General features: G+C 71.2%; 20 protein-coding genes. 11 read left to right on the top strand and 9 right to left on the bottom strand.

The features are described from left to right. Positions 1 to 173: 173 nt before the first annotated feature. From QSK17_RS19395 to QSK17_RS19350, 10 genes are all read left to right on the top strand, one after another. Positions 174 to 596, top strand: coding sequence for a Rieske (2Fe-2S) protein (locus QSK17_RS19395; protein WP_285706296.1), 423 nt, complete (start codon positions 174 to 176; stop codon positions 594 to 596). Positions 597 to 741: 145 nt separating this feature from the next. Further along, positions 742 to 2730: an excinuclease ABC subunit UvrC gene (gene uvrC / locus QSK17_RS19390; RefSeq protein WP_285706295.1), complete on the top strand. Its 1989-nt coding sequence runs from the start codon at positions 742 to 744 to the stop codon at positions 2728 to 2730. Next, a complete protein-coding gene (gene rapZ, locus QSK17_RS19385; protein ID WP_285706294.1) occupies positions 2730 to 3602 on the top strand; it encodes an RNase adapter RapZ in 873 nt (290 codons plus the stop codon). Before uvrC ends, rapZ begins: the two co-directional genes overlap by 1 nt. A gap of 39 nt (positions 3603 to 3641) precedes the next feature. Next, entirely contained in the window at positions 3642 to 4619 is a 978-nt protein-coding gene (locus QSK17_RS19380) for a gluconeogenesis factor YvcK family protein (RefSeq protein ID WP_285706293.1), read from the top strand. A 63-nt stretch (positions 4620 to 4682) separates the two neighbouring features. Then, positions 4683 to 5663, top strand: coding sequence for a DNA-binding protein WhiA (whiA, locus tag QSK17_RS19375; protein ID WP_285706291.1), 981 nt, complete (start codon positions 4683 to 4685; stop codon positions 5661 to 5663). 220 nt (positions 5664 to 5883) lie between these two features. Continuing rightward, positions 5884 to 6888: a type I glyceraldehyde-3-phosphate dehydrogenase gene (gene gap, locus QSK17_RS19370; protein WP_285706290.1), complete on the top strand. Its 1005-nt coding sequence runs from the start codon at positions 5884 to 5886 to the stop codon at positions 6886 to 6888. Then, entirely contained in the window at positions 6888 to 8078 is a 1191-nt protein-coding gene (locus QSK17_RS19365; RefSeq protein ID WP_285706289.1) for a phosphoglycerate kinase, read from the top strand. Before gap ends, QSK17_RS19365 begins: the two co-directional genes overlap by 1 nt. Then, positions 8075 to 8854, top strand: a complete 780-nt coding sequence (tpiA, locus tag QSK17_RS19360; protein ID WP_285706288.1) for a triose-phosphate isomerase — start codon at positions 8075 to 8077, stop codon at positions 8852 to 8854. The genes QSK17_RS19365 and tpiA overlap by 4 nt, the downstream gene beginning before the upstream one ends. Positions 8855 to 8963: 109 nt before the next feature. Beyond that, positions 8964 to 9194: a preprotein translocase subunit SecG gene (gene secG / locus QSK17_RS19355; RefSeq protein WP_285706287.1), complete on the top strand. Its 231-nt coding sequence runs from the start codon at positions 8964 to 8966 to the stop codon at positions 9192 to 9194. 143 nt (positions 9195 to 9337) lie between these two features. Next, positions 9338 to 9685, top strand: coding sequence for an RNA polymerase-binding protein RbpA (locus QSK17_RS19350; RefSeq protein WP_084259626.1), 348 nt, complete (start codon positions 9338 to 9340; stop codon positions 9683 to 9685). 77 nt (positions 9686 to 9762) lie between these two features. On the opposite strand, the gene QSK17_RS19345 is transcribed toward QSK17_RS19350, so the two are convergent. Together QSK17_RS19345 and QSK17_RS19340 are read right to left on the bottom strand one after the other, a co-directional pair. Further along, positions 9763 to 11379 carry an amidohydrolase gene (locus tag QSK17_RS19345; protein ID WP_285706283.1) on the bottom strand — a complete coding sequence of 539 codons (1617 nt, stop codon included), beginning with the start codon at positions 11377 to 11379 and terminating at the stop codon, positions 9763 to 9765. A gap of 99 nt (positions 11380 to 11478) precedes the next feature. Next, a complete protein-coding gene (locus QSK17_RS19340) occupies positions 11479 to 12876 on the bottom strand; it encodes an NAD(P)/FAD-dependent oxidoreductase (RefSeq protein ID WP_285706282.1) in 1398 nt (465 codons plus the stop codon). A 192-nt stretch (positions 12877 to 13068) separates the two neighbouring features. Between QSK17_RS19340 and QSK17_RS19335 the strand changes: the two genes are divergently transcribed. After that, positions 13069 to 14100: a GNAT family N-acetyltransferase gene (locus tag QSK17_RS19335; protein WP_285706280.1), complete on the top strand. Its 1032-nt coding sequence runs from the start codon at positions 13069 to 13071 to the stop codon at positions 14098 to 14100. Positions 14101 to 14252: 152 nt separating this feature from the next. Here the strand turns inward: QSK17_RS19335 and QSK17_RS19330 are convergent, their stop codons facing one another. The 7 genes from QSK17_RS19330 to tal form a co-directional block, all read right to left on the bottom strand. Beyond that, complete coding sequence (locus QSK17_RS19330; RefSeq protein ID WP_285706279.1) at positions 14253 to 14612, bottom strand: hypothetical protein; 360 nt, start codon at positions 14610 to 14612, stop codon at positions 14253 to 14255. A 108-nt stretch (positions 14613 to 14720) separates the two neighbouring features. Then, entirely contained in the window at positions 14721 to 14894 is a 174-nt protein-coding gene (locus tag QSK17_RS19325) for a hypothetical protein (protein ID WP_285706278.1), read from the bottom strand. Positions 14895 to 14943: 49 nt separating this feature from the next. Then, complete coding sequence (gene pgl / locus QSK17_RS19320) at positions 14944 to 15720, bottom strand: 6-phosphogluconolactonase (protein WP_285706277.1); 777 nt, start codon at positions 15718 to 15720, stop codon at positions 14944 to 14946. Positions 15721 to 15754: 34 nt separating this feature from the next. Continuing rightward, positions 15755 to 16687: a glucose-6-phosphate dehydrogenase assembly protein OpcA gene (locus QSK17_RS19315; protein WP_285706276.1), complete on the bottom strand. Its 933-nt coding sequence runs from the start codon at positions 16685 to 16687 to the stop codon at positions 15755 to 15757. Positions 16688 to 16703: 16 nt separating this feature from the next. Continuing rightward, a complete protein-coding gene (gene zwf / locus QSK17_RS19310; RefSeq protein WP_285706275.1) occupies positions 16704 to 18455 on the bottom strand; it encodes a glucose-6-phosphate dehydrogenase in 1752 nt (583 codons plus the stop codon). A 45-nt stretch (positions 18456 to 18500) separates the two neighbouring features. Next, a complete protein-coding gene (locus QSK17_RS19305) occupies positions 18501 to 20126 on the bottom strand; it encodes a phosphoglucose isomerase-related protein (protein WP_285706274.1) in 1626 nt (541 codons plus the stop codon). A gap of 1 nt (position 20127) precedes the next feature. After that, on the bottom strand, positions 20128 to 21231 hold the full coding sequence (gene tal / locus QSK17_RS19300) for a transaldolase (RefSeq protein WP_285706273.1): 1104 nt from the start codon (positions 21229 to 21231) through the stop codon (positions 20128 to 20130).

The raw sequence follows: 21231 nt of genomic DNA, 5'->3' as shown, positions 1-21231 counted from the left end.
CGTGCCCCCGGCGGTGCCGTGAACGCGGCCCCGCCGGGAGCAGGCATGCCCGGCCCGCAGCTGCCGCGACCGGCCGTGTTCCGCCGGGCGTGAACTCGCCAGGCCGGATGCGAGGGCGGGTGGTTCCGTCCATAGGCTGGAGTCACACCCCGATCCCCGAGAAGGAATCCACGATGACCAGCAACTCCCCAGGTATGCCCACGCGCCGTCAGGTGCTCGGGACGGCGGGCGTCGCCGCCTGCGGCGTCGCACTCGCCGGATGCGGCGTGGGCGTCCCGCCGGAGCCGGTGGTGCCCCCCGGGATCAAGGGGAAGGTCATCGCCAAGACGTCCGACGTCCCGGTGGGCGGCGGCACCGTCATCATGGACTGGAAGATCATTCTCACCCAGCCGTCGGAGGGCGTCTTCAAGGCGTTCACGGCGAACTGCCCGCACAAGGGCTGCCTGGTCGGGCGGTTCTCCGAGAAGGCAGTGGAATGCCCGTGCCACGGGAGCACGTTCGCCCTCGACACCGGCGCGTGCCTCGGCGGTCCGGCCGGCGCGCCGCTCAAGGAATTCCCGCTCCGGCTGGACGGCGACGGCATCGTGCTCGTCTGACCGCGCTGCCCGCCCGCCCGCGCTGCCCGCCCGCGCCGCCCGCCCGCGCCGTCCGCCCGCGCCGCCCGCCCGCCCGCGCCGTCCGCCCGCGGCCGCCGTCCGATCGAGATCGTCGATTGTCGGTAGCTGACAGTAGGCTGGATTTGTGGCGGATCCGGCAACCTATCGACCAGCACCTGGCGCGATTCCCGAGTCACCGGGCGTGTACCGCTTCCGCGACCCCGGTGGCCGGGTGATCTACGTCGGCAAGGCCAAGAGCCTGCGCCAGCGACTCAATTCGTACTTCGCGGATTTCGCCGGCCTGCACCCGCGGACGCAGACGATGCTCACCAGCGCGGCGAGCGTCGACTGGACGGTGGTCGGCACCGAGGTCGAGGCGCTCCAGCTCGAATACTCCTGGATCAAGGAGTTCGACCCCCGGTTCAACGTCAAATACCGCGACGACAAGTCCTATCCATACCTCGCGGTCACGATGGGGGAGGAGTTCCCCCGCGTGCAGGTGCTGCGCGGCGCCAAGCGCAAGGGCACGCGCTACTTCGGCCCCTACTCCCACGCCTGGGCGATCAGGGAGACGGTCGACCTGCTGCTGCGGGTCTTCCCCGTGCGGACCTGCTCGGCCGGGGTGTTCCGGCGGGCCGGCCAGATCGGGCGGCCCTGCCTGCTCGGATACATCGACAAGTGCTCCGCGCCGTGCGTGGGCCGGGTCACCCCCGAGGAGCACCGCGCGCTGGCCGAGGACTTCTGCGACTTCATGGCCGGTAACACCGGCCGGTTCATCAAGCGGCTCGAGCGCGCCATGCGCGACGCCGCCGCCGTGGAGGAGTACGAGAAGGCCGCCAGGCTGCGCGATGACATCCAGGCGTTGCAGCGTGCGCTGGAGAAGCAGACCGTGGTGCTCGGCGACGACACCGACTGCGACGTGATCGCCCTGGCGGAGGACGCGCTCGAGGCCGCGGTCCAGGTCTTCTACGTGCGCGGAGGCCGCATCCGGGGCCAGCGCGGGTGGGTGGTCGACAAGGTCGAGGACTCCACCCCCGGCGACCTGGTGGAGCACTTCCTGCTGCAGATGTACGGCGAGGCCGCGATCCCCCGCGAGATCCTGGTGGCCGCGCCGCCGCCGGACGCCGACGCCCTGACCGAGCTGCTGACCGAGCAGAGGGGGGCGAGGGTCGAGCTGCGCGTGCCGCAGCGCGGCGACAAGAAGAGCCTGATGGAGACCGTCGAGCGCAACGCCAAGGAGGCTCTGGCACAGCACAAGCTCCGGCGCGCGAGCGACCTCACCACCCGCAGCCGCGCGCTGCAGGAGATCGCCGACGCGCTCGGCCTGGACCAGGCGCCACTGCGCGTCGAGTGCTACGACGTCTCGCACATCCAGGGCACCGACGTCGTGGCCTCCATGGTCGTGTTCGAGGACGGCCTGGCCCGCAAGAGCGAGTACCGCCGGTTCTCGATCAAGAAGGCCGAGGGCGACGTCGCGTCCATCCACGAGGTGATCTCGCGGAGGTTCAAGCGCTACCTGGAGGAGCGGTCGGCCACCGGCGAGCTGGGCGCCGAGCCCGCCCCCGACACCGCGGCCTCGATCGGTGACGCCGCCGAGGGCGAGGGCGCGGATCCCCGCACCGGCATGCCGATCGACCCCGACACCGGACGCCCGCGCAAGTTCGCCTATCCGCCCAACCTCGTGGTGGTCGACGGCGGGCCCGCGCAGGCGGCGGCCGCGCAGCGCGCGCTGGACGAGCTCGGCGTGGACGACGTCGCGGTCTGCGGCCTCGCCAAGCGGCTGGAGGAGGTGTGGCTGCCGGGTGACGACCAGCCGGTGATCCTCCCGCGCTCCAGCGAGGGCCTTTACCTCCTGCAACGCGTTCGTGACGAGGCGCACCGATTCGCCATCGCCTACCATCGTTCGAAGCGGTCCAGAGCAGTCAAAGAGAGCGCGCTGGACGAGGTTCCCGGCCTCGGGCCAGCTCGCAGGCAGGCGCTTCTGCGGCACTTCGGGTCGCTGAAGCGGTTGCGTGAGGCCGGTGTGGCCGAGATCCGTGAGGTTCCCGGCATCGGGCCCGCGACGGCCGAGGCCATCGTGGCGGCGCTGAGCGGTGCGCGGGACGCCGACCGAGAGAAAGCGGTGAGCGACTGATGTGCGCTGCGAGAGAACCGGCGTTCGTGATCGTCACGGGCATGTCGGGGGCGGGACGCAGCACCGCCGCCAAGGCCCTTGAGGATCTGGGCTGGTTCGTCATCGACAACCTGCCGCCCGGTCTGCTGTTCTCGCTGGCCGAGGAGGCGGGCCGGGTCAAGCTGGCTGCGGACAAGGTCGCGGCGGTGGTCGACGTGCGCAGCCTCGCGTTCACCTCCGACCTCAACGCGGCGATCGGCGAGCTGGACGGCCGCGGGGTCGGGTTCCGGGTGGTCTTCCTGGAGGCCAGCGACGAGGAGCTGGTTCGCCGGTTCGAGAACGTTCGCCGTCCGCACCCGTTGCAGGGCGACGGGCGGCTCGTCGACGGGATCGCGCGCGAGCGTGGCATCCTCCGCGAGGTCAGGGCCAACGCGGACCTGATAATCGACACGTCCTCGCTGAACGTGCACGAGCTGCGCAGCAAGATCGTTTCATTCTTCGGCGGGGAGGACCGGCCGGGGCTCAAGGTCAACGTGGTCTCCTTCGGCTACAAGTACGGCCTGCCCGTGGACGCCGACCTCGTGGTCGACTGCCGCTTCCTGCCCAACCCCCACTGGGTTCCCGAGCTCCGCCCGATGAGCGGTCTCGACGCCTCCGTCCGCGAGTACGTCCTCGGCCAGATCGGGGCCAAGGAGTTCCTCGACGCGTACGAGGAGGTGTTCGGGGTCGTCGCCGCCGGATACGCGCGCGAGGGCAAGAGCTACGCCACCCTCGCCGTCGGTTGCACCGGTGGCAAGCACCGCAGCGTGGCGATGGCCGAGCAACTCGGCGTGCGGCTGCGCGACCGCGGCATTGAGGTACAGGTCAGCCACCGCGATGTGGGGCGCGAGTGACGTTGGTCGGATCCGTCCTGTCAGAAGAGGAGGGGCGGCATGAGCGGGTCGGCCGCTGAGGACGAGGGGACCGAGGACACCGGTCCGTCCGGCCCGAAAGTGGCGGCCCTCGGCGGAGGACACGGCCTGTACGCCTCCCTGTCCGCGCTGAGGACGGTGACGCGCGACCTCACGGCCATCGTCACCGTGGCCGACGATGGGGGCTCCAGCGGCCGTCTCAGGCGCGAGCTGGGGGTGATCCCGCCGGGTGACCTGCGGATGGCCCTCGCCGCGCTGTGCGGTGACGACGAGTGGGGCCAGACCTGGAGCCGGGTCGTCCAGCACCGCTTCCTGAGCCAGGGTGAGCTGCACGGGCACGCCGTCGGCAATCTGCTGATCGTGGCGCTGTGGGAGCTGCTCGACGACCCGGTGATGGGCCTCGACTGGGTGGGGCGGTTGCTCGGCGCGCACGGGCGGGTGCTGCCCATGGCGTCGGTCCCGCTGGACATCCAGGCGGAGGTCGAGCTGGACGGCGAGGTCACGACCGTGCGCGGGCAGGTGGCGTGCGCGCTGACGCCGGGCCGGGTCCGGGCCATCTCGCTGCTCCCGCCCGACCCTCCGGCCTGCCCGCAGGCGGTGGAGGCGATCCACGAGGCCGACTGGGTGGTGTTCGGGCCGGGGTCCTGGTTCACCAGCGTCCTGCCGCACCTGAAGGTCCCCGAGCTGGCCCGCGCGCTGCACACCACGAGCGCCCGGCGGCTGGTGATCCTCAACCTCGCCCCCCAGCCCGGCGAGACGGACGGCTTCTCGCCGGAGAAACACCTGGAGGTGCTGAGGGAGCACGCCCCGTCGCTGCCGGTGGACGCGGTGCTCGCCGACCACGGCGTGGTCGACGACCCGCGTGCGCTGGAGAAGGCCGCGGTGTCCATGGGAGCACGTCTGATATTGGCCGATGTGGGGGCCTCTGACGGATCTCCACGGCACGATGGACCACGTCTTGCCAGGGTCCTGGACGAGATTTTCCGTGAGAAGCGGTGAGACCGGCCCTCTGTGGTGCGAGAGACTGGCTGCCAAAGTCTGTTTGGGGGAGGACACGCGCAGATGGCCATGACGGGTGTGGTGAAAGACGAGCTGAGCCGCCTCGCGGTGCTGAAGCCTTGCTGCCGTAAGGCCGAGGTCTCGACGCTGTTGCGGTTCGCGAGCGGCCTGCACCTGGTCGGGGGGCGGATCGTGATCGAGGCGGAGCTCGACACCAACGTCACCGCACGCCGGCTGATCAGGGACATCGGCGAGGTGTTCGGCCACAAGGCGGAGGTGCTGGTGCTGGCCCCCGCCGGGCTGCGCAAGGGCTCCCGGTACGTCGTGCGCGTCTACCGCGACGGTGAGGCGCTGGCCCGCCAGACGGGGCTGATCGACAACCACGGCCGCCCGGTGCGCGGGTTGCCCCGCCAGGTGGTCTCGGGCGCGACGTGCGACGCCGAGGCGGCCTGGCGCGGCGCGTTCCTGGCACACGGATCGCTGACCGAGCCCGGCCGCTCCATGTCGCTGGAGGTGACCTGCCCGGGGCCCGAGGCGGCGCTCGCCCTGGTCGGCTCCGCGCGCCGGCTGAAGATCCACGCCAAGGCGCGCGAGGTGCGCGGCGTGGACCGGGTCGTCGTCCGCGACGGCGACGCCATCAGCGCCCTGCTCACCCGGCTCGGCGCGCACGACAGCGTGCTGGCCTGGGAGGAGCGGCGGATGCGCCGCGAGGTCCGGGCCACGGCGAACCGGCTGGCCAACTTCGACGACGCCAACCTGCGCAGGTCCGCGCGGGCCGCCGTCGCGGCGGGCGCTCGGGTCCAGCGTGCCCTGGAGATCCTGGGGGAGGAGGCGCCCGAGCACCTGGTCGTCGCGGGGCGGCTCCGTGTCGAGCACAAGCAGGCGTCGCTGGAGGAGCTCGGCCAGATCGCCGACCCGCCGCTGACCAAGGACGCCATCGCGGGGCGGATCCGGCGGCTGCTCGCCATGGCCGACAAGCGCGCTCAGGATCTCGGCGTCGCCAACACCGAGGCGAACCTCACAGCCGACATGCTGGCTCCCTGACCTCGCCTCTACCCACTGCGGGCATGGCGGCCGGTTTGCGTGCGCGGACCGGCCGCTTTGCCGTGAACGCCCCTCTCTGACGCCTGCTTTGCCGGATTCGATCAGCGGTGGGGGCGCGATGGTCTAAACCAATTTGAGTCGGATAGGGTCTGTGACTGAGGTTTCAAAGCCAGCCCTGTCGCCGGACCGCCGGCGCACGACGTACGAGGAGACCGATTCCGTGAGCATCCGCGTAGGCGTCAACGGCTTCGGCCGTATCGGCCGCAATTTCTGGCGCGCTGTGGCAGCCAGCGGTAAGGACATCGAGATCGTCGCGGTCAACGACCTGACCGACAATGCCACTCTTGCCCACCTGCTGAAGTACGACAGCATCCTTGGCCGCCTGCCGTACGAGGTGAAGGCCTCGGCGGACGAGATCACCGTGGACGGCAAGGCCATCAGGGCGTTCGCCGAGCGTGACCCCGCCAAGCTGCCGTGGGGCGACCTGGGCGTGGACGTGGTCGTCGAGTCGACCGGGCTGTTCACCGACGCCACCAAGGCCAAGGTGCACGCCGAGAACGGCGCCAAGAAGGTCATCATCTCCGCTCCGGCGAAGAACGAGGACGTGACGATCGTCATGGGCGTCAACCACGACACCTATGACCCGGCCACGCACACGATCATCTCCAACGCGTCGTGCACGACCAACTGCCTGGCCCCGATGGCCAAGGTCATCAACGACACCTTCGGCATCGAGAAGGGTCTGATGACGACGATCCACGCGTACACGCAGGACCAGAACCTGCAGGACGGCCCGCACAAGGACCTGCGCCGGGCCCGCGCCGCCGCGCTGAACATCGTCCCGACCTCCACCGGCGCCGCCAAGGCGATCGGCCTGGTCCTGCCCGAGCTCAAGGGCAAGCTCGACGGCTTCGCGCTGCGTGTGCCGATCCCCACCGGCTCGGCCACCGACCTGACCGTCGAGGTCCGCCGCGAGACCTCGGTCGAGGAGGTCAACGCCGCGCTGAAGGCCGCCGCCGAGGGCCCGCTGAAGGGTGTCCTCAGCTACACGGAGGACGAGATCGTCTCGGCCGACATCGTCACCGACCCGGCCTCCTGCATCTTCGACGCCGGCCTCACCAAGGTGATCGGCAACCAGATCAAGGTCGTCGGCTGGTACGACAACGAGTGGGGTTACTCCAACCGCCTCGTCGACCTCATCGAGTACGTGGGCGCCTCGCTCTGATGCGGACCATCGACTCGCTCGACGTGAAGGGTCGGCGCGTGCTCGTGCGCGCCGACCTCAACGTCCCTCTCGACGGAGAGACGATCACCGACGACGGGCGGATCCGGGCCTCGGTGCCGACGATCAGGAAGCTGCTCGACAGCGGCGCCAAGGTGATCGTCTGCGCCCACCTCGGCCGCCCCAAGGGATCGCCCACCCCGAAGTACTCCCTCGCGCCCGTCGCGCGCCGGCTGTCGGAGCTGCTCGGCGAGCACGTCGCGTTCGCCACGGACGTGGTCGGCGAGTCCGCGCAGGCCACGGTGGCCGCGCTGCAGGACGGCCAGGTGGCGCTCCTGGAGAACCTGCGCTTCGAGCCGGGTGAGGAGTCCAAGGACGACGAGGTCCGCGGCGCGTTCGCCGACCGGCTGGCCGCCCTGGCCGAGCTGTACGTCGGCGACGGCTTCGGCGCCGTCCACCGCAAGCACGCCAGCGTCTACGACGTGCCCAAGCGGCTTCCGCACGCGGCCGGCGGCCTGATCGTGGCCGAGGTCGAGGTGCTCAAGCGGCTCACCGAGGACCCGGCCCGGCCGTACGTGGTGGTGCTCGGCGGCGCGAAGGTCTCCGACAAGCTCGGCGTCATCGCGAACCTGCTGTCCAAGGTCGACCGGCTGCTGATCGGCGGCGGCATGGCCTACACCTTCCTGGCGGCCCAGGGCCACGAGGTCGGCGGCTCGCTGCTGCAGGAGGACCAGCTCGACCAGGTGCGCGGCTTCCTGGAGGAGGCGAAGGCCCGCGGCGTCGACCTGGTGCTGCCGGTCGACGTGCTCGCCGCGACCGGGTTCGCGCCGGACGCGCCGCACGAGGTGGTGGACACGACCGCGATCCCGGCCGACTGGCAGGGGCTCGACATCGGCCCGCGCACCCGCGACCTGTTCGCGGCCAAGCTGGCCGACGCGCGGACCGTGTTCTGGAACGGCCCGATGGGCGTGTTCGAGTTCGACGCGTTCGCGGGCGGGACCCGGGCCGTGGCCGAGGCGCTGATCGCCTCCGAGGCGTTCACCGTCGTGGGCGGCGGCGACTCCGCCGCGGCCGTACGCCGCCTGGGCCTGCCAGAGGACGGCTTCTCCCACATTTCCACCGGTGGCGGGGCGAGCCTCGAATACCTCGAGGGCAAGACCCTGCCCGGACTCGCCGCTCTGGAGGACTCGTGAGCCGCACGCCGCTGATCGCCGGCAACTGGAAGATGAACCTCAACCACCTCGAGGCCATCAACCTGGTACAGAAGCTGGCGTTCTCCCTCACCGCCAAGGACTTCGACGCCGTCGAGGTCGCCGTCCTGCCGCCGTTCACCGACCTGCGCAGCGTGCAGACCCTGGTCGACGGGGACAAGCTCCAGATCGCCTACGGCGCGCAGGACCTGTCGCGGCACGACGCGGGGGCGTACACCGGGGAGATCTCCGGCGTGATGCTCGCCAAGCTCGGCTGCTCCTACGTGCTGGTCGGCCACTCGGAGCGGCGGCAGTACCACGGCGAGGACGACGGCGTGTGCAACGCCAAGGTGAAGGCGGCCTACCGGCACGCGATCACGCCGATCCTGTGCGTCGGGGAGGGCCTGCCGGTCCGCAAGGCCGGCGAGCAGGTGCCCCACACCCTGGCCCAGCTCGACGGCGCCCTCGACGGGATCACCGCCGAGCAGGCGAAGTCCCTCGTGGTCGCGTACGAGCCGGTCTGGGCGATCGGGACCGGCGAGGTCGCCACTCCGGCGGACGCGCAGCAGGTCTGCGGGGCGATCAGGACGCGACTCGCCGAGTTGTACGACGGTGAGGTGGCCGCGGCCGTCCGTATCCTTTACGGAGGATCGGTGAAGTCCGACAACATCGCCGGGATCATGGCGCAGCCGGATGTGGACGGCGCCCTCGTCGGAGGGGCCAGCCTCGACCCGGGTGAGTTCGTGAAGATCTCCCGCTTCGGCGAGATGGCGGGCTGAGCCGTTCGGAGGGTGCGACTTGACAACAGGCCGTACCCTCATAGGGCAAGATTGAATCGTCACACCGCTGGTGTTGCGCACCCGCGCGGGTCATAGGAACAGGTCAACGGTGATTATCGGAATTTCCATCGCCCTCATTCTGTCCAGCGCCCTGATGGTGCTGCTCGTTCTGCTGCACAAGGGCAAGGGTGGTGGTCTCACGGACATGTTCGGCGGCGGGTTCTCGTCGTCGTTCGGCGGGTCGGCGGTGGTCGAGCGCAACCTCGACCGTCTCACGATCATCACGGGCGTGGTGTGGTTCGTCTGCATCATCGCGCTGGGCCTGCTGCTCAAGTCGTAACCACGGGCACGCCGTAACCACCGGCACGCCCAAACCGGGCAGGCTGTAAAAAACCGGGCAGAAGTGGCTCATCTGCGGCGACACGTGACATAGATTCATCTTTCCCCCGTGTCCCGCGGGGCGTGAGAGCGAGGAGTTCATTCGTGGGTAGTGGCAACGCGATCCGTGGCAGCCGAGTCGGTGCGGGCCCCATGGGGGAAGCCGAACGCGGCGAGGCGGCCCCCCGAGTGCGGGTCTCGTTCTGGTGCGCGAACATGCACGAGACGCGTCCCAGCTTCGCCAGCGACGCGGCCGTCCCTGAGCACTGGGACTGCCCCCGGTGCGGGCTTCCGGCCGGTCAGGACGAGGCGAACCCGCCCGCTCCGCCGCGGAACGAGCCGTACAAGACGCACCTCGCGTACGTGAAGGAGCGTCGCAGCGACAAGGACGGCGCGCAGATCCTGGCCGAGGCCCTGGAGCGGCTGCGGTCCTCGTCGCGCCCGATCTACTAGGCCTGTTCGCGGCATACGGGAAGGCCCCCGTTCCCCAGTGGGAGCGGGGGCCTTGCCGTGTCCGGGCGCCGGCTCCGTCAGGCTGTGGTGTTGTCGGCGACGCACTCGCCGTCGACGAAGGTCATCCGTACGCGGGTCGTCCAGATGTCCTCGGGATCGAGGGCGAAGGGGTCCCGGTCGAGGACGACGAGGTCCGCCGGGCGGCCCTCCTCGATCACTCCGGCGGGCGAGCGGTTCAGCCAGGCCGATCCGGCCGTGTAGGCGGTCAGGGCGGTCCGCAGGTCGACGCGCTGGCCGGGGAGGAACGGGGTCTGCGCGGTCGGGTAGGACGCGTGGGCCGAGTCGCCCGGCTCGGTGCGGTTGACCGCCACGTGCATGGCCTTGAGCGGGTCGGCGGAGGTGACCGGCCAGTCCGACCCGGCCGCGAGCCGTGTGCCGTGCCGTACGAGATCGGCGAAGGGGTACTGCCACGACGAGCGCTCCTCGCCGAGGTAGGGGATGCACAGCTCGTCCATCTGCGCGTGGTGGGTGGCCCACAGCGTCTGGAGGTTGGCGGTCACGCCGAGGGCGGCGAAGCGCGGCAGGTCCTCAGGGGTGATGATCTGCACGTGCGCGATGTGGTGCCGGTTCTCCGGGTTCGTCCCGGTGAGCGAGTCCAGGGCCTCGCGTACGGCGCGCTCGCCGATGGCGTGGAAGTGCACCTGGAACCCGTGGGCGTCGAGTTCCTTGACGTAGCCGTTGAGGAGCTCGGGGTCCACGTACGACAGCCCGGTCCCGCCGCACCGGCAGTAGGGCTCGATGACGGCGGCGGTGAAGTTCTCCGGGATGCCGTCCTGCATGATCTTTACGGCGGTGGCCTGGAAGCGGTCCAGGCCCTCGGCGCGGGCGCGCCGCTCGACGAGCTCGGGGATCTGCTCGGCCCCGCGCGTACGGTCCCACCACAGGGCGCCGACGACGCGGGCCTTCAGTCGGCCGCTCGACGCGGTGGACAGGTAGATGGGCAGCTGGTCGTCCATGCCCGCGTAGGAGCCGACGATGGCGTCCTGCCAGCCGGTGACGCCCAGGGAGAACAGGTGCTGCTGCGCGTCGAGCAGGGCCGCCTCGGCGTCGGCGGCGGTCGGGCGCGGCGTGAGCAGGCCGACGAGGTCCATCGCCCCCTCGTGCAGCACGCCGCTGGGGGTGCCGTCGGGGTCGCGCTCGATCCGGCCGTCGACGGGGTCGGGCGTGTCCTTGGTGATGCCCGCGAGTTCGAGCGCGCGGGTGTTGACCCACGCGGTGTGGTGGTCGCGCACGATCAGGTACGCCGGGCGGTCGAGGAAGTCGAGCTGGGAGCGGTGGGGGAGGCCTCCGGGGAAGGCCGACATGTCCCAGCCGCCGCCGGTGATCCACTCCCTTTCCGGACTTGCCGCGGCGAATGCCGAAATGTGCGCCAAATAGTTGTCGAGTCCATGGATGCCCGACAGATCGCAGGAGGCCCGCTCCAGGCCGGCCTGGACCGGATGGATGTGGGCGTCGACGAACCCCGGGGTCAGCAGGCCGCCCTGGAGGTCCACCGGTTCGGCGCTGGGCGAGAGCCGGGCGAGATCGGACTCGGCGCCGACGGCGGCGATCACGCCGTCGCGGACGAGCACCGCCTCGGCGAATCCGCCGGGGGTGAAGACCCGGCCGCCGTGAAAGAGGATGGGGGAGCTCACGATGCTGCCCTTTCTTCGTTGGTCGTTCCACGTCGGCCGCGCCGACGTGGTGGCGAACACGGTGAACGCGCGCCCGGCGTCCCCGGGCGCGCGCGGAGATCAGTGGCCGGTGATCCGGTCGGCGACGCGGGCCAGCACGGAGGTCCGCGTCATGCCCTTGGCCTCACGGGCGTCGGCGATGCGGTAGAGGCGGTACATGGAGTGGACGCCGAGCCAGCGCAGCGGCTCCGGCTCCCAGGAGCGGACGCGGCGGTCCACCCACGGTAGGCCGGTCAGCGGCGTGTCCCGTCCCAGCGCCAGGTCACGGAGCGTGCGCCCGGCCAGGTTGGTCGTCGTCACGCCGTGACCGGTGTATCCGCCCGCCCAGCCGAGACCGGTCGAGCGGTCCAGGCCGACCGTCGCGCACCAGTCGCGCGGCACGCCCAGCACGCCCGACCAGGCGTGCGCCACCCGGGAGGACGCGACGGCGGGGAAGAACGACGTCAGCAGGTTCCACAGCGCGTCCACGGTCCAGTCGTGCGTGTGCCCGCGCTCGTCCACGCGGGAGCCGTACAGGTAGGGCCGGCCGCGCCCGCCGAACGCGATGCGGTCGTCCGCGGTTCGCTGCGCGTACATGTAGTAGTGCGCCATGTCGCCGAGCAGCTCGCGCCGCTCCCAGCCGATCGTCTCCCACACCTCGGCGGGGAGCGGCTCGGTGACGATCAGCGAGCTGTTCATCGGCAGCCAGTCCCGGTGGTGGCCCGGCACCGTCGCGGTGAACCCCTCGGTGCACCGCAGGATGTGCGGCGCCCGGACCGTGCCGTACGGCGTGACCGCCCGGCCGGGCGCGATCGCGGTCACCGGGGTCCCCTCGTAGAGATCCACGCCCAGGCGGCGTACGGCCTCCGCCAGCCCCCGGGCGAGCTTGGCGGGCTGGATCCTGGCGCAGTGTGGGCTCCAGATGGCGCCGACCGCGCCGGAGACGCGCATCCGCTCGTCCATCTCGGAGCGGGAGAGCAGCCGGACGTCCTCCTCGGTCCAGCCCCACTCGCGCTGCGCGGCCAGCTCGGCGCGCAGCCGGGCGTCCTGCGCCGGGCCGCGCGCGACGTTGAACAGCCCGCCCTTGACGATGTCCGCGTCGATGTCCTCGTCCGCGCAGACCGCGATGACCTCGTCGATCGCGGCGAACATCTCCCGCTGCAACCGCTGGGTGGCCTCCCGCCCGTGCGTCCTGGCATAGCGCTCGGGCGAGCCCGCGAGTGCGCCGGTCAGCCAGCCGCCGTTGCGTCCGGACGCGCCGAAGCCGGCGAACTCCTTCTCCAGGACGGCCACCCGCAGGGACGGGTCCGCCTTCTTCAGGTAGTAGGCGGTCCACAGGCCCGTATAGCCGCCTCCGACGATGGCGACGTCGGCCTCCCTGTCTCCCTCCAGAGGGGCGCCGGGGGTCGGAATCCCGAGAGATCGGTACCAGAAGGACACATCGCCGTTGACGAAATTTGAGGACAGCGGAGCGTTCATGAGGAATATCCTGCTATATCCGTACCGGTTGGTGAACCTCGCTGCGGATGCCGTGGTGAGAAGGCGTCTTACATACCGATAACGTCGCTCATGACAGGGTTCGCCAGGTTGAAACGGTCGGCACACCTCCATGTAGCAATCGCGTAACAGATCTACGACAGGATTGCTTCTGTGACGGAGGGAGCGGTATCGATGGGGTTCTTGCGGATTCGGACGACGGTGGACGAGCGGCCCGGGCAGCTGGCCTCGCTGGCGGCGGCGCTGGCCGAGCAGGGCGGCAACATCCTCGGCCTCTCCGTCCAGCCGGACACGGACGGCACGGTGGACGAGTTCGTCGCCGAGATCCCCGCCTCCGCGGAGACCGTGCGCGAGGCCCTGGAGGCCGCCGGCGGGCGCCGGGTCCATGTCGTGACCGCGACCGCCCACGACCTCACCGACGAGCCCACCCGCGTGCTGCTGCTCGCCGCCCGCCTGCGCGCCATGCCGTGGCGGCTGCCGGAGATCCTCCGCGATCTGCTGCGCGCCGACGACGCACGCTGGGTCTACGGCGCGGACCTCTCCGACCTGCCCGACCCGACCCTGCTCACCGTGCCCGTGGCGCCGCGCCGCGCGATCCGGCTGCGCCGGGCCGAACTGCCGTTCACGCTCACCGAGGCCGCCCGCGCCGCCGCGCTCGTACGGCTCGCGCAGCCTCCCGTCGAGGCGCAGGGCGCCGATCGACCGGCACGGCTCGGCGACGGAGCCGAGGTCATGGTCAGGCCGCTGACCCCGCTGTACCGGGAGGCCGTCCGCGACCTGCACGAGCGCTGCTCGCCCGAGTCCCGCAGGTTCCGCTACTTCACCGCCATGCCGTCGCTGCCGCCGCGCGTGTTCGAGCGGCTCTGCGACCGTGACCACGGCCGTGCGCTCGTCGCCGGGCACGACGGCCAGGTGGTCGCCATGGCCAACCTGGTGTTCACCCCCGACCCCGGGATCGCCGAGATGGCCTTCCTCGTGGAGGACCGCTGGCAGGGACGCGGCCTCGGCCGGATCCTCGGCCGCATGCTCCTGGAGGAAGCGCGCGACCTCGGCTTCGCGGAGGTCAGGGCGTCCTTCCTGTCCGACAACGCCCGCATGCGCAGGCTGCTGCTCTCCCTCGGCGCCACGCTCGCCTACACCGAGGACCCCGGTGTGATCGAGGCGCGGATCGCCGTGGGCGTGATGGCGACGGCATCCCCGAGCTGATCCCGTCACGGTGAATCACCCCGGCTCGCGGCGACTCAGCGGCCGCGGGCCGGGATGATCGTTTCACGGGGTCCGATCGCTCGCGCCGGGCGCGCTGGTCACGATCGCCGCCGCCCGCCCGGCTCTCGCCGCCGCTCCGGGAGCGGCCGACCTCAGCCGCGCCGTCGGCGTCCGAAGGCGTAGGCCATGTTGACCGCCACGATGCCGGCCCACGCGACGATCATTCCGGGCATCCCACCGGTTGCCCCGGCCGCGCCGGTGAGCGGGAGGGCGATGCCGAGCGAGCCGAGCGCCATCCCGAGGGCCCGCTTGCGCTCCTGCTGCTCCACCCACGCCGTGTGCCGCGTGTCCGGAAGCCTGCTGTCGGCCTCCGCCTTCACCCGCTGCGCGATGGTGGCCTCGATGCGGTCGAGGAAGGCGTCCGTCAGAGCGGCTTCGTATTCGGGGCCCAGGTCGCGGCGGGCCTCGATGGTCGCGCGCAACTCTTCACGGGGCAGGGGAGCATCTGGCATAGGTCTAATCTGCCAGATTTCTCGAGATATTACGCCTTCCTCTGTAGATCGATTCCGGGCCGCACTCGATGAACGCGGCCTGGGAGCCGCCCCCGTGCAGCGAAGCAGTCAGTCCGCGCTCCGTGAGGCAAGCGCGGCCTGTGCGGTCGCCGTTTTCATCACCAGACGGCATGGGTTGCCCTTGACCGGCAGAAAGCCGTGATGAGCATAGAAATCGGCGGCACCCTCATCGATCGCGTCGACGACGATCAGGCGGCCGCCCACGGCCTCCGACGCGGTCACGATCGTCGAGAGCGCGTTGAGCAGGAGTTCGGCGCCGAGTGTGGCGGGATCAGGGAGAGGCGATGCGGCCGAGGCCGGGAGGGATCTTTCCGGCCGCGGCCCGGTCGAGCAGGAACAGCGTGCGCTGACTGCCGCGGGCTCCGGCCGCCGGGACCTGGATCGGGCCGGCCCCGGACAGGGCCAGGTGCACGGCCTGCGCCTTCTCGGCGCCCGCGGCGACGATCCACACCTCGCGCGCGGCCCGGATCGCGGGGAACGTGAGCGACAGGCGGGTCGGCGGCGGCTTCGGGGAGCCGTGCACCGCGACCACCGTGCGCTCCTCCTCGTAAAGGGCGGGCTGCCCCGGGAACAGCGACGCGACATGGCTGTCCGGGCCCATACCGAGCAGCAGCACGTCGAACGACGGCACCGGGCCGTGGTCCTCGGGCCGGGACGCCTTCTCCAGCTCGGCGGCGTAGACCTCGGCCGCCTCCTCCGCGGTGAGACCGGAGTCGGGGGACGGCATCGCGTGCACGCGGGCGGGATCCACGTCCACGTGGTCGAGCAGAGCCGTACGCGCGCCGGTCTCGTTGCGCTCGGGATCACCGGCGGGCAGGAATCGCTCGTCCCCCCACCACACATCCAGGGCGCGCCAGTCGATCGCGTCGCGCGCGGCCGTTCCGGCGACCGCCGCGAGCGTCGCGATGCCGACGGTTCCGCCGGTCAGCACGAGATGGGCCGACCCGCGAGCCGCCTGCGTGTCGGCCAGCCGGGTGATCAGACGGGCCGCCACGGCCTGGGCGAGCACGTTGGCGTCGCGGTGGACGATGACGTTCGGGACACTCACGGCGTGTTCTTCTCCATCAGGACGTCTGGGACGTCTAGGACGAGTGGGACGACTGGGACATCGGGGACTTCGCCAGCCACTGGATCGTCGACCCGTAGATGTCGTCCGAGTCCAGGCGGCGCAGCTCCTCGGCGAGCAGCTCGGCGGTCGACCTGCGGGCCAGGGCGACCCGCCGGTCCGGCTGACCGGGCTGGGACAGCGTCGCCAGCCGGGCGTCCGTCCTGGCGATCTTCAGCTCGCCGCCCTCGGCGAGCGTGAGCCGTACCTCGGTGAGGCCCGGCCCGTCGCTCTCGGTGAGCTCCATCGGGACGCCCAGCCGCTCGGCCAGCCACGCCGCGAGCAGCGGCGCGCTCGGGTTGCCCGCGGCGCCCGCCACGACGCCGGACCGGATCGGCCCGGGATGCCGGTCGAACGCGGAGGCGAGGAGGCTGCGCCACGACGTCAGCCGCGTCCACGCGAGGTCGGTGTCGCCGGGCACGTAGCCCGTGTGCCGGCCCCTGATCGCCGCCACGGCGTCGCGCGCGGCCCTGGCGTCGGTGATCCGGCGGGTCGCGAACTGGCCGACGGCGTCCCGCGACGGCACCGCGGGAGAGTCGCCCGGCCACCACGCCACGACCGGGGTGTCGGTCAGCAGCAGCGGGCTGATCACCGAGTCGGCGTGCCCGGTGAGCCGGCCGTACAGGCGGAGCAGGACGACCTCACCCGGGGACGACTCGCCCACCCGCACCTCGGCGTCGAGCCGGTCGGGTTCGTACGTGTCGCGCCGGATGACCGTCAGCACGCGTGACGGATGCTCGCGCGCGGCCTCGGTGGCCGCCCGGACGGCGTCGTACTGGCCGGCCTCGTCGCACACCACGACGAGGGTGAGGACCATGCCCACCGCGGGAGCGCCCATCTGGTGGCGCAGCTGGGTGAGCGTCGCGGAGATCTTCGAAGCTGTCGTGTCGGTCAGGTTGAAGGTGGTCACGGCGCTTTCCGTTCACTCACAGCCGCCGCCAGACGCGCCCGTCACGGGTCATCATGGCGTCGGCGGACGGCGGGCCCCAGGTGCCCGCGGGATAGCCCTCCGGACGGCCTGAGGCCGCCCAGTGCTCCTCGATGGGATCGAGGATCATCCAGGACAGCTCGACCTCCTTCTGGTGCGGGAACAGGGGCGGGTCACCGATGAGGACGTCGAGCAGCAGCCGCTCGTACGCCTCCGGAGAGGACTCCATGAACGACTCGCCGTAGGCGAAGTCCATGCTGACGTCCCTGACCTCCATGGCGGTGCCCGGCACCTTGGAGCCGAAACGCACGGTGATCCCCTCGTCCGGCTGGACCCGGATGACCAGCGCGTTCTGCCCGAGGATCTCGGTGGCGGTCGAGCTGAACGGCAGGTGCGGCGCCCGCTGGAACACCACCGCCACCTCCGTGACCCGGCGGCCGAGCCGCTTACCCGCGCGGAGGTAGAAGGGCACGCCCGCCCAGCGCCGGTTGGCCACCTCCAGCCGGATGGCGGCGTAGGTGTCGGTGATCGAGTCCGGCGGGATGCCCTCCTCCTCCAGGTAGCCGACGACCGGCTCGCCGCCCTGCCATCCCGCGGTGTACTGGCCGCGGGCGGTGCCGAGCGACAGGTCGGCCGGCAGCCGCACCGACCGGAGCACCTTCTCCTTCTCACGGCGCAGCGAGTCGGCGTCGAAGGACGTCGGGTCCTCCATCGCGACCAGGGCGAGAAGCTGGAGCAGGTGGTTCTGGATCACGTCACGGGCCGCGCCGATGCCGTCGTAGTATCCGGCCCGGCCGCCGATGCCGATGTCCTCGGCCATCGTGATCTGGACGTGGTCCACGTAGCCGCGGTTCCAGATCGGCTCGTACAGCGTGTTGGCGAACCGCAGGGCCAGGATGTTCTGGACGGTCTCCTTGCCGAGGTAGTGGTCGATGCGGAAGACCGACTTCTCGGGGAACACGGCGTTGGTGATCGCGTTGAGCTCGCGGGCGCTCTTCAGGTCGTGGCCGAACGGCTTCTCGATGACCACCCGGCGCCAGGCCCCCTCGGGGGCGTTGGCCAGGTTGGTTCGCTTGAGCTGCTCCACCACGAGAGGGAAGAACTTCGGCGGCACCGACAGGTAGAACGCGTAGTTGCCGCCGGTGCCGCGCGTCTCGTCGATCTCCTTGAGCATCATCGCGAGCACGTCGAAGGCGCCGTCGTCGTGGAACTCCCCGGGGCAGAAGTGGATGCCCTCGGCGATCTGCCGCCAGACCTCCTCGCGGAACGGCGTCCGCGCGTGTTCTTTCACCGCCTCGTACGTGACCTGGGCGAAGTCCTCGTGCGCCCAGTCGCGGCGGGCGAAGCCGACCAGGGAGAACCCCGGGGGCAGCAGGCCCCGGTTGCCCAGGTCGTAGATCGCCGGGAGCAGCTTCTTCTTCGCCAGGTCGCCGGTGACGCCGAACAGGACGAGCACGCAGGGACCGGCCACGCGGGGCAGTCGCTTGTCGCGCGGGTCCCGGAGCGGGTTCACCGTGTTCGCGTCCTCGACCGACAGGCCGAGCGCGGCCGCCAGGTCATGCGGCTCCGGCGTCCGCGTCGCGTCCGCCGTGCGCTGGGCATCCGTTGTCTCTTGTGCGTCCGTCGTCTCTTGTGCGTCCGTCGTCTCTTGTGCGTCCGCCGTGCCGGTCGGCCCGGCCGCCGCCGGGACGTCTGGCGTCCCCGCGGCGGCCTTCGCCTTCTCGGTGGGGCGGTTCTTCCGATCACCCATCGGATCTCCTCGCCTCCCGGCTTGTCGCCAGTGGCGTGTTCATGGTCAGAGCTCTTCCGCCACGGAAAGCAGGTGTTTGACGCCCGCGACCCGGTCGGTGAGGTGCAGGCGTACGGCCGGCCGGCCCCGTGACGCCAGCGCCCCGAGGTCGCCCAGCGCCTGGGCGAGCTGGAGCCTGCCCAGGGTGTACGGCTTGCCCGGCACCTCGATGTCCTCGGTGACCGCGCCGGTGATCTGCAGGAACACGCCCACCTCCGGGCCGCCCTTGTGGAACTGGCCGGTCGAGTGGAGGAAGCGCGGTCCCCAGCCGAAGGTCACCGCGTGGTGGGTCCGATAGTCGAGCAGCGCCCGCAGCGTCGCCGGGTCGGCGGCCGCCCACGCCTCGGTCAGCTCCTCGAACGAGGCGTCGCCGACCTGGGCGGCGTCGAACGCGGCCTCACGATCCAGGTACGCCATGATCGCGAGGTAGCCGCGATCCGGGATGGCCCGCAGCAGCGCGGTGAGCACGTCCGCGAGGTTCTTCGGGTCGCCCGGAACGTCGCCGTAGACCTCGACCGGGCCGTCCGTCAGGATCGGCGTGCCGGTCGGCAGAGGACCGTCGCCCGCTTCCTGGAGGATGCGGGTCGTGTTCTCCTTGGACTCGGCCACGTTCGGCTGGTTGAACGGGTCGATCCCGAGCACCCTGCCGGCGATCGCCGTGGCGTACTCCCAGACGAGGAACTGCGCGCCAAGCGGGCCGTCGACCGACGTGCCGCCGTCCGGGCCGATGCTGACCAGGAACTGGTCGTGCGCCTCGGCCGCCTCGGCGCCGACGACGGGCAGGATGCCCTTGCCCGACTTGCCGGTCGACTCGGCGATGAGCTGCTCGATCCAGTCGGGGAGCCCGTTGATGTCGGTCATGCTGTCGCGCAGGATCACCTTGTCGCGTCCCGCGAGGGCCTCGGCGCCGAGCAGTACACCGAGGTCGAGACCCGGGTTGCCGTCGTTCCGTGCGAGCCGGGGCGCCACCGCGGCCGCGTCGTCGAGCAGGCGCCCGACGTCGGCGCCCGCGAGCGCGCTCGGCACCAGCCCGAAGGCGCTCAGCGCGCTGTAGCGGCCACCGACGCTCGGGTCGGCCAGGATGACCTGGTAACCCGACTCGATGGCCGTCTCCTCCAGCGGGGAGCCCGGATCGGTGACGACGACGATGCGTTCGGCCGGGTCGATCCCGGCGTCGCGGAACGCCTCCTCGTAGATCCGGCGGTGGCTGTCGGTCTCGATCGTGCCGCCGCTCTTGCTGGCGACGACCACCAGCGTGCGGTCCAGCCGGTCGTTCAGCGCCCGCCGTACCTGAGCGGGGTCGGTCGTGTCGAGCACGGTCAGCGGCACGTCCTCGGTGGCGCAGATCACCTCCGGGGCCAGCGACGAGCCGCCCATCCCGGCCAGCACGATGTGGTCGAGGCTCTCCGCGCGCGCCATCTCGACGAGCTTGGTGATCTCGGGCAGCAGTTCCCTGCTGGTCAGCGGGAGCTTCAGCCAGCCGAGGCGGACGGCCGCCTCGGCCCTGGCCTCCGGCCCCCACAGGCCGGGGTCGCCGGCGGCGAGCGCCGCCGGAACCCCCTCGGCGACCAGCTTCTCCCGGAGGGCGCGTACGGCCTCCGGCTCCTGGCCGAGGGTTACCTCGATGGTCATCTCAGGCCTTCCCGAGCTCGGCGGCCACGGTCTCCAGGAGCTCCTTCCAGGAGACCTCGAACTTGTCCACGCCTTCGTCTTCGAGCACCCGCACGACGTCGTCGTAGTCGATGCCGGCCTCCTTGAGCGCGGCCATCGTGTTCCACGCCTGCTCGTAGAAGGGACGCACGGTGTCGCCCGAGATCCTGCCGTGGTCGGCGACCGCGTCGAGCGTCTTCTCTGGCATCGTGTTGACCGTGCCCGCCGTGACGAGCTGGTCGACGTACAGCGTGTCGGGGTAGTCGGGGTTCTTCACGCCGGTCGAGGCCCACAGCGGGCGCTGCGGCCGGGCGCCGGCCGCGCGCAGCGCCTGCCAGCGGGGGCTCGCCATGACCTCCTCGAATGCGGCGAACGCGAGCCGCGCGTTGGCCACGGCGGCCCGGCCCTTCAGCGCGGCGGCCTCGGGCGTGCCGACCCGGTCCAGGCGGGCGTCGATCTCGGTGTCGACGCGGCTGACGAAGAACGACGCCACCGACTCGATGGTGGCGAGGTTGACGCCGTTCGCCTTGGCCTTCTCCAGGCCCTCCAGCCAGGCGTCCATGACCGCGCGGTACCGCTCAAGGGAGAAGATCAGCGTGACGTTGACGCTGATGCCCTCCGCGATGCACCGGGTGATCGCGGGCAGGCCCTCGACGGTCGCCGGGATCTTGATGAACAGGTTGGGCCGGTCGACCAGCCACCACAGCGCGCGCGCCTCGGCGACGGTCTTCTCCGTCTCCCTGGCCAGGCGCGGGTCGACCTCGATGGAGACCCGGCCGTCCACGCCGCCCGTGGCGTTGAAGACCGGACGCAGCACGTCGGCGGCCCAGCGGATGTCGAAGGTCGTGATCGACCGGACGGCCTCCTCGACCGAGACGCCCCGCACCCGCAGGTCGTGCAGCTGGGCGGTGTACGCGTCGCCCTTGCTCAGGGCGCCCGCGAAGATCGTGGGGTTGGACGTGACGCCCACGACCTGCTTGTCGCGGATCAGGGCGGCCAGGTTGCCGGTGCGCAGCCGGTCACGGCTGATGTCGTCCAGCCAGATCGACACGCCGGCCGCGGTGAGGCGCTTCAGGTTCTCGCTCAT

Source organism: Microtetraspora sp. NBRC 16547, assembly GCF_030268965.1.
Taxonomy (GTDB): domain Bacteria; phylum Actinomycetota; class Actinomycetes; order Streptosporangiales; family Streptosporangiaceae; genus Microtetraspora.
Note: the sequence above shows the minus strand (reverse complement) of the source record. Positions and strands in the feature narration are given on the sequence as shown.

Bases quoted from the DNA above. Each gene is read 5' to 3' on its own strand.
- QSK17_RS19365 (WP_285706289.1), top strand. From the start codon at position 6,888: ATGCGGACCATCGACTCGCTCGACGTGAAGGGTCGGCGCGTGCTCGTG.
- whiA (WP_285706291.1), top strand. From the start codon at position 4,683: ATGGCCATGACGGGTGTGGTGAAAGACGAGCTGAGCCGCCTCGCGGTG.
- QSK17_RS19335 (WP_285706280.1), top strand. From the start codon at position 13,069: ATGGGGTTCTTGCGGATTCGGACGACGGTGGACGAGCGGCCCGGGCAG.
- QSK17_RS19330 (WP_285706279.1), bottom strand. From the start codon at position 14,612: ATGCCAGATGCTCCCCTGCCCCGTGAAGAGTTGCGCGCGACCATCGAG.
- rapZ (WP_285706294.1), top strand. From the start codon at position 2,730: ATGTGCGCTGCGAGAGAACCGGCGTTCGTGATCGTCACGGGCATGTCG.
- QSK17_RS19380 (WP_285706293.1), top strand. From the start codon at position 3,642: ATGAGCGGGTCGGCCGCTGAGGACGAGGGGACCGAGGACACCGGTCCG.
- QSK17_RS19395 (WP_285706296.1), top strand. From the start codon at position 174: ATGACCAGCAACTCCCCAGGTATGCCCACGCGCCGTCAGGTGCTCGGG.
- QSK17_RS19340 (WP_285706282.1), bottom strand. From the start codon at position 12,876: ATGAACGCTCCGCTGTCCTCAAATTTCGTCAACGGCGATGTGTCCTTC.
- zwf (WP_285706275.1), bottom strand. From the start codon at position 18,455: ATGGGTGATCGGAAGAACCGCCCCACCGAGAAGGCGAAGGCCGCCGCG.
- tal (WP_285706273.1), bottom strand. From the start codon at position 21,231: ATGAGCGAGAACCTGAAGCGCCTCACCGCGGCCGGCGTGTCGATCTGG.
- QSK17_RS19305 (WP_285706274.1), bottom strand. From the start codon at position 20,126: ATGACCATCGAGGTAACCCTCGGCCAGGAGCCGGAGGCCGTACGCGCC.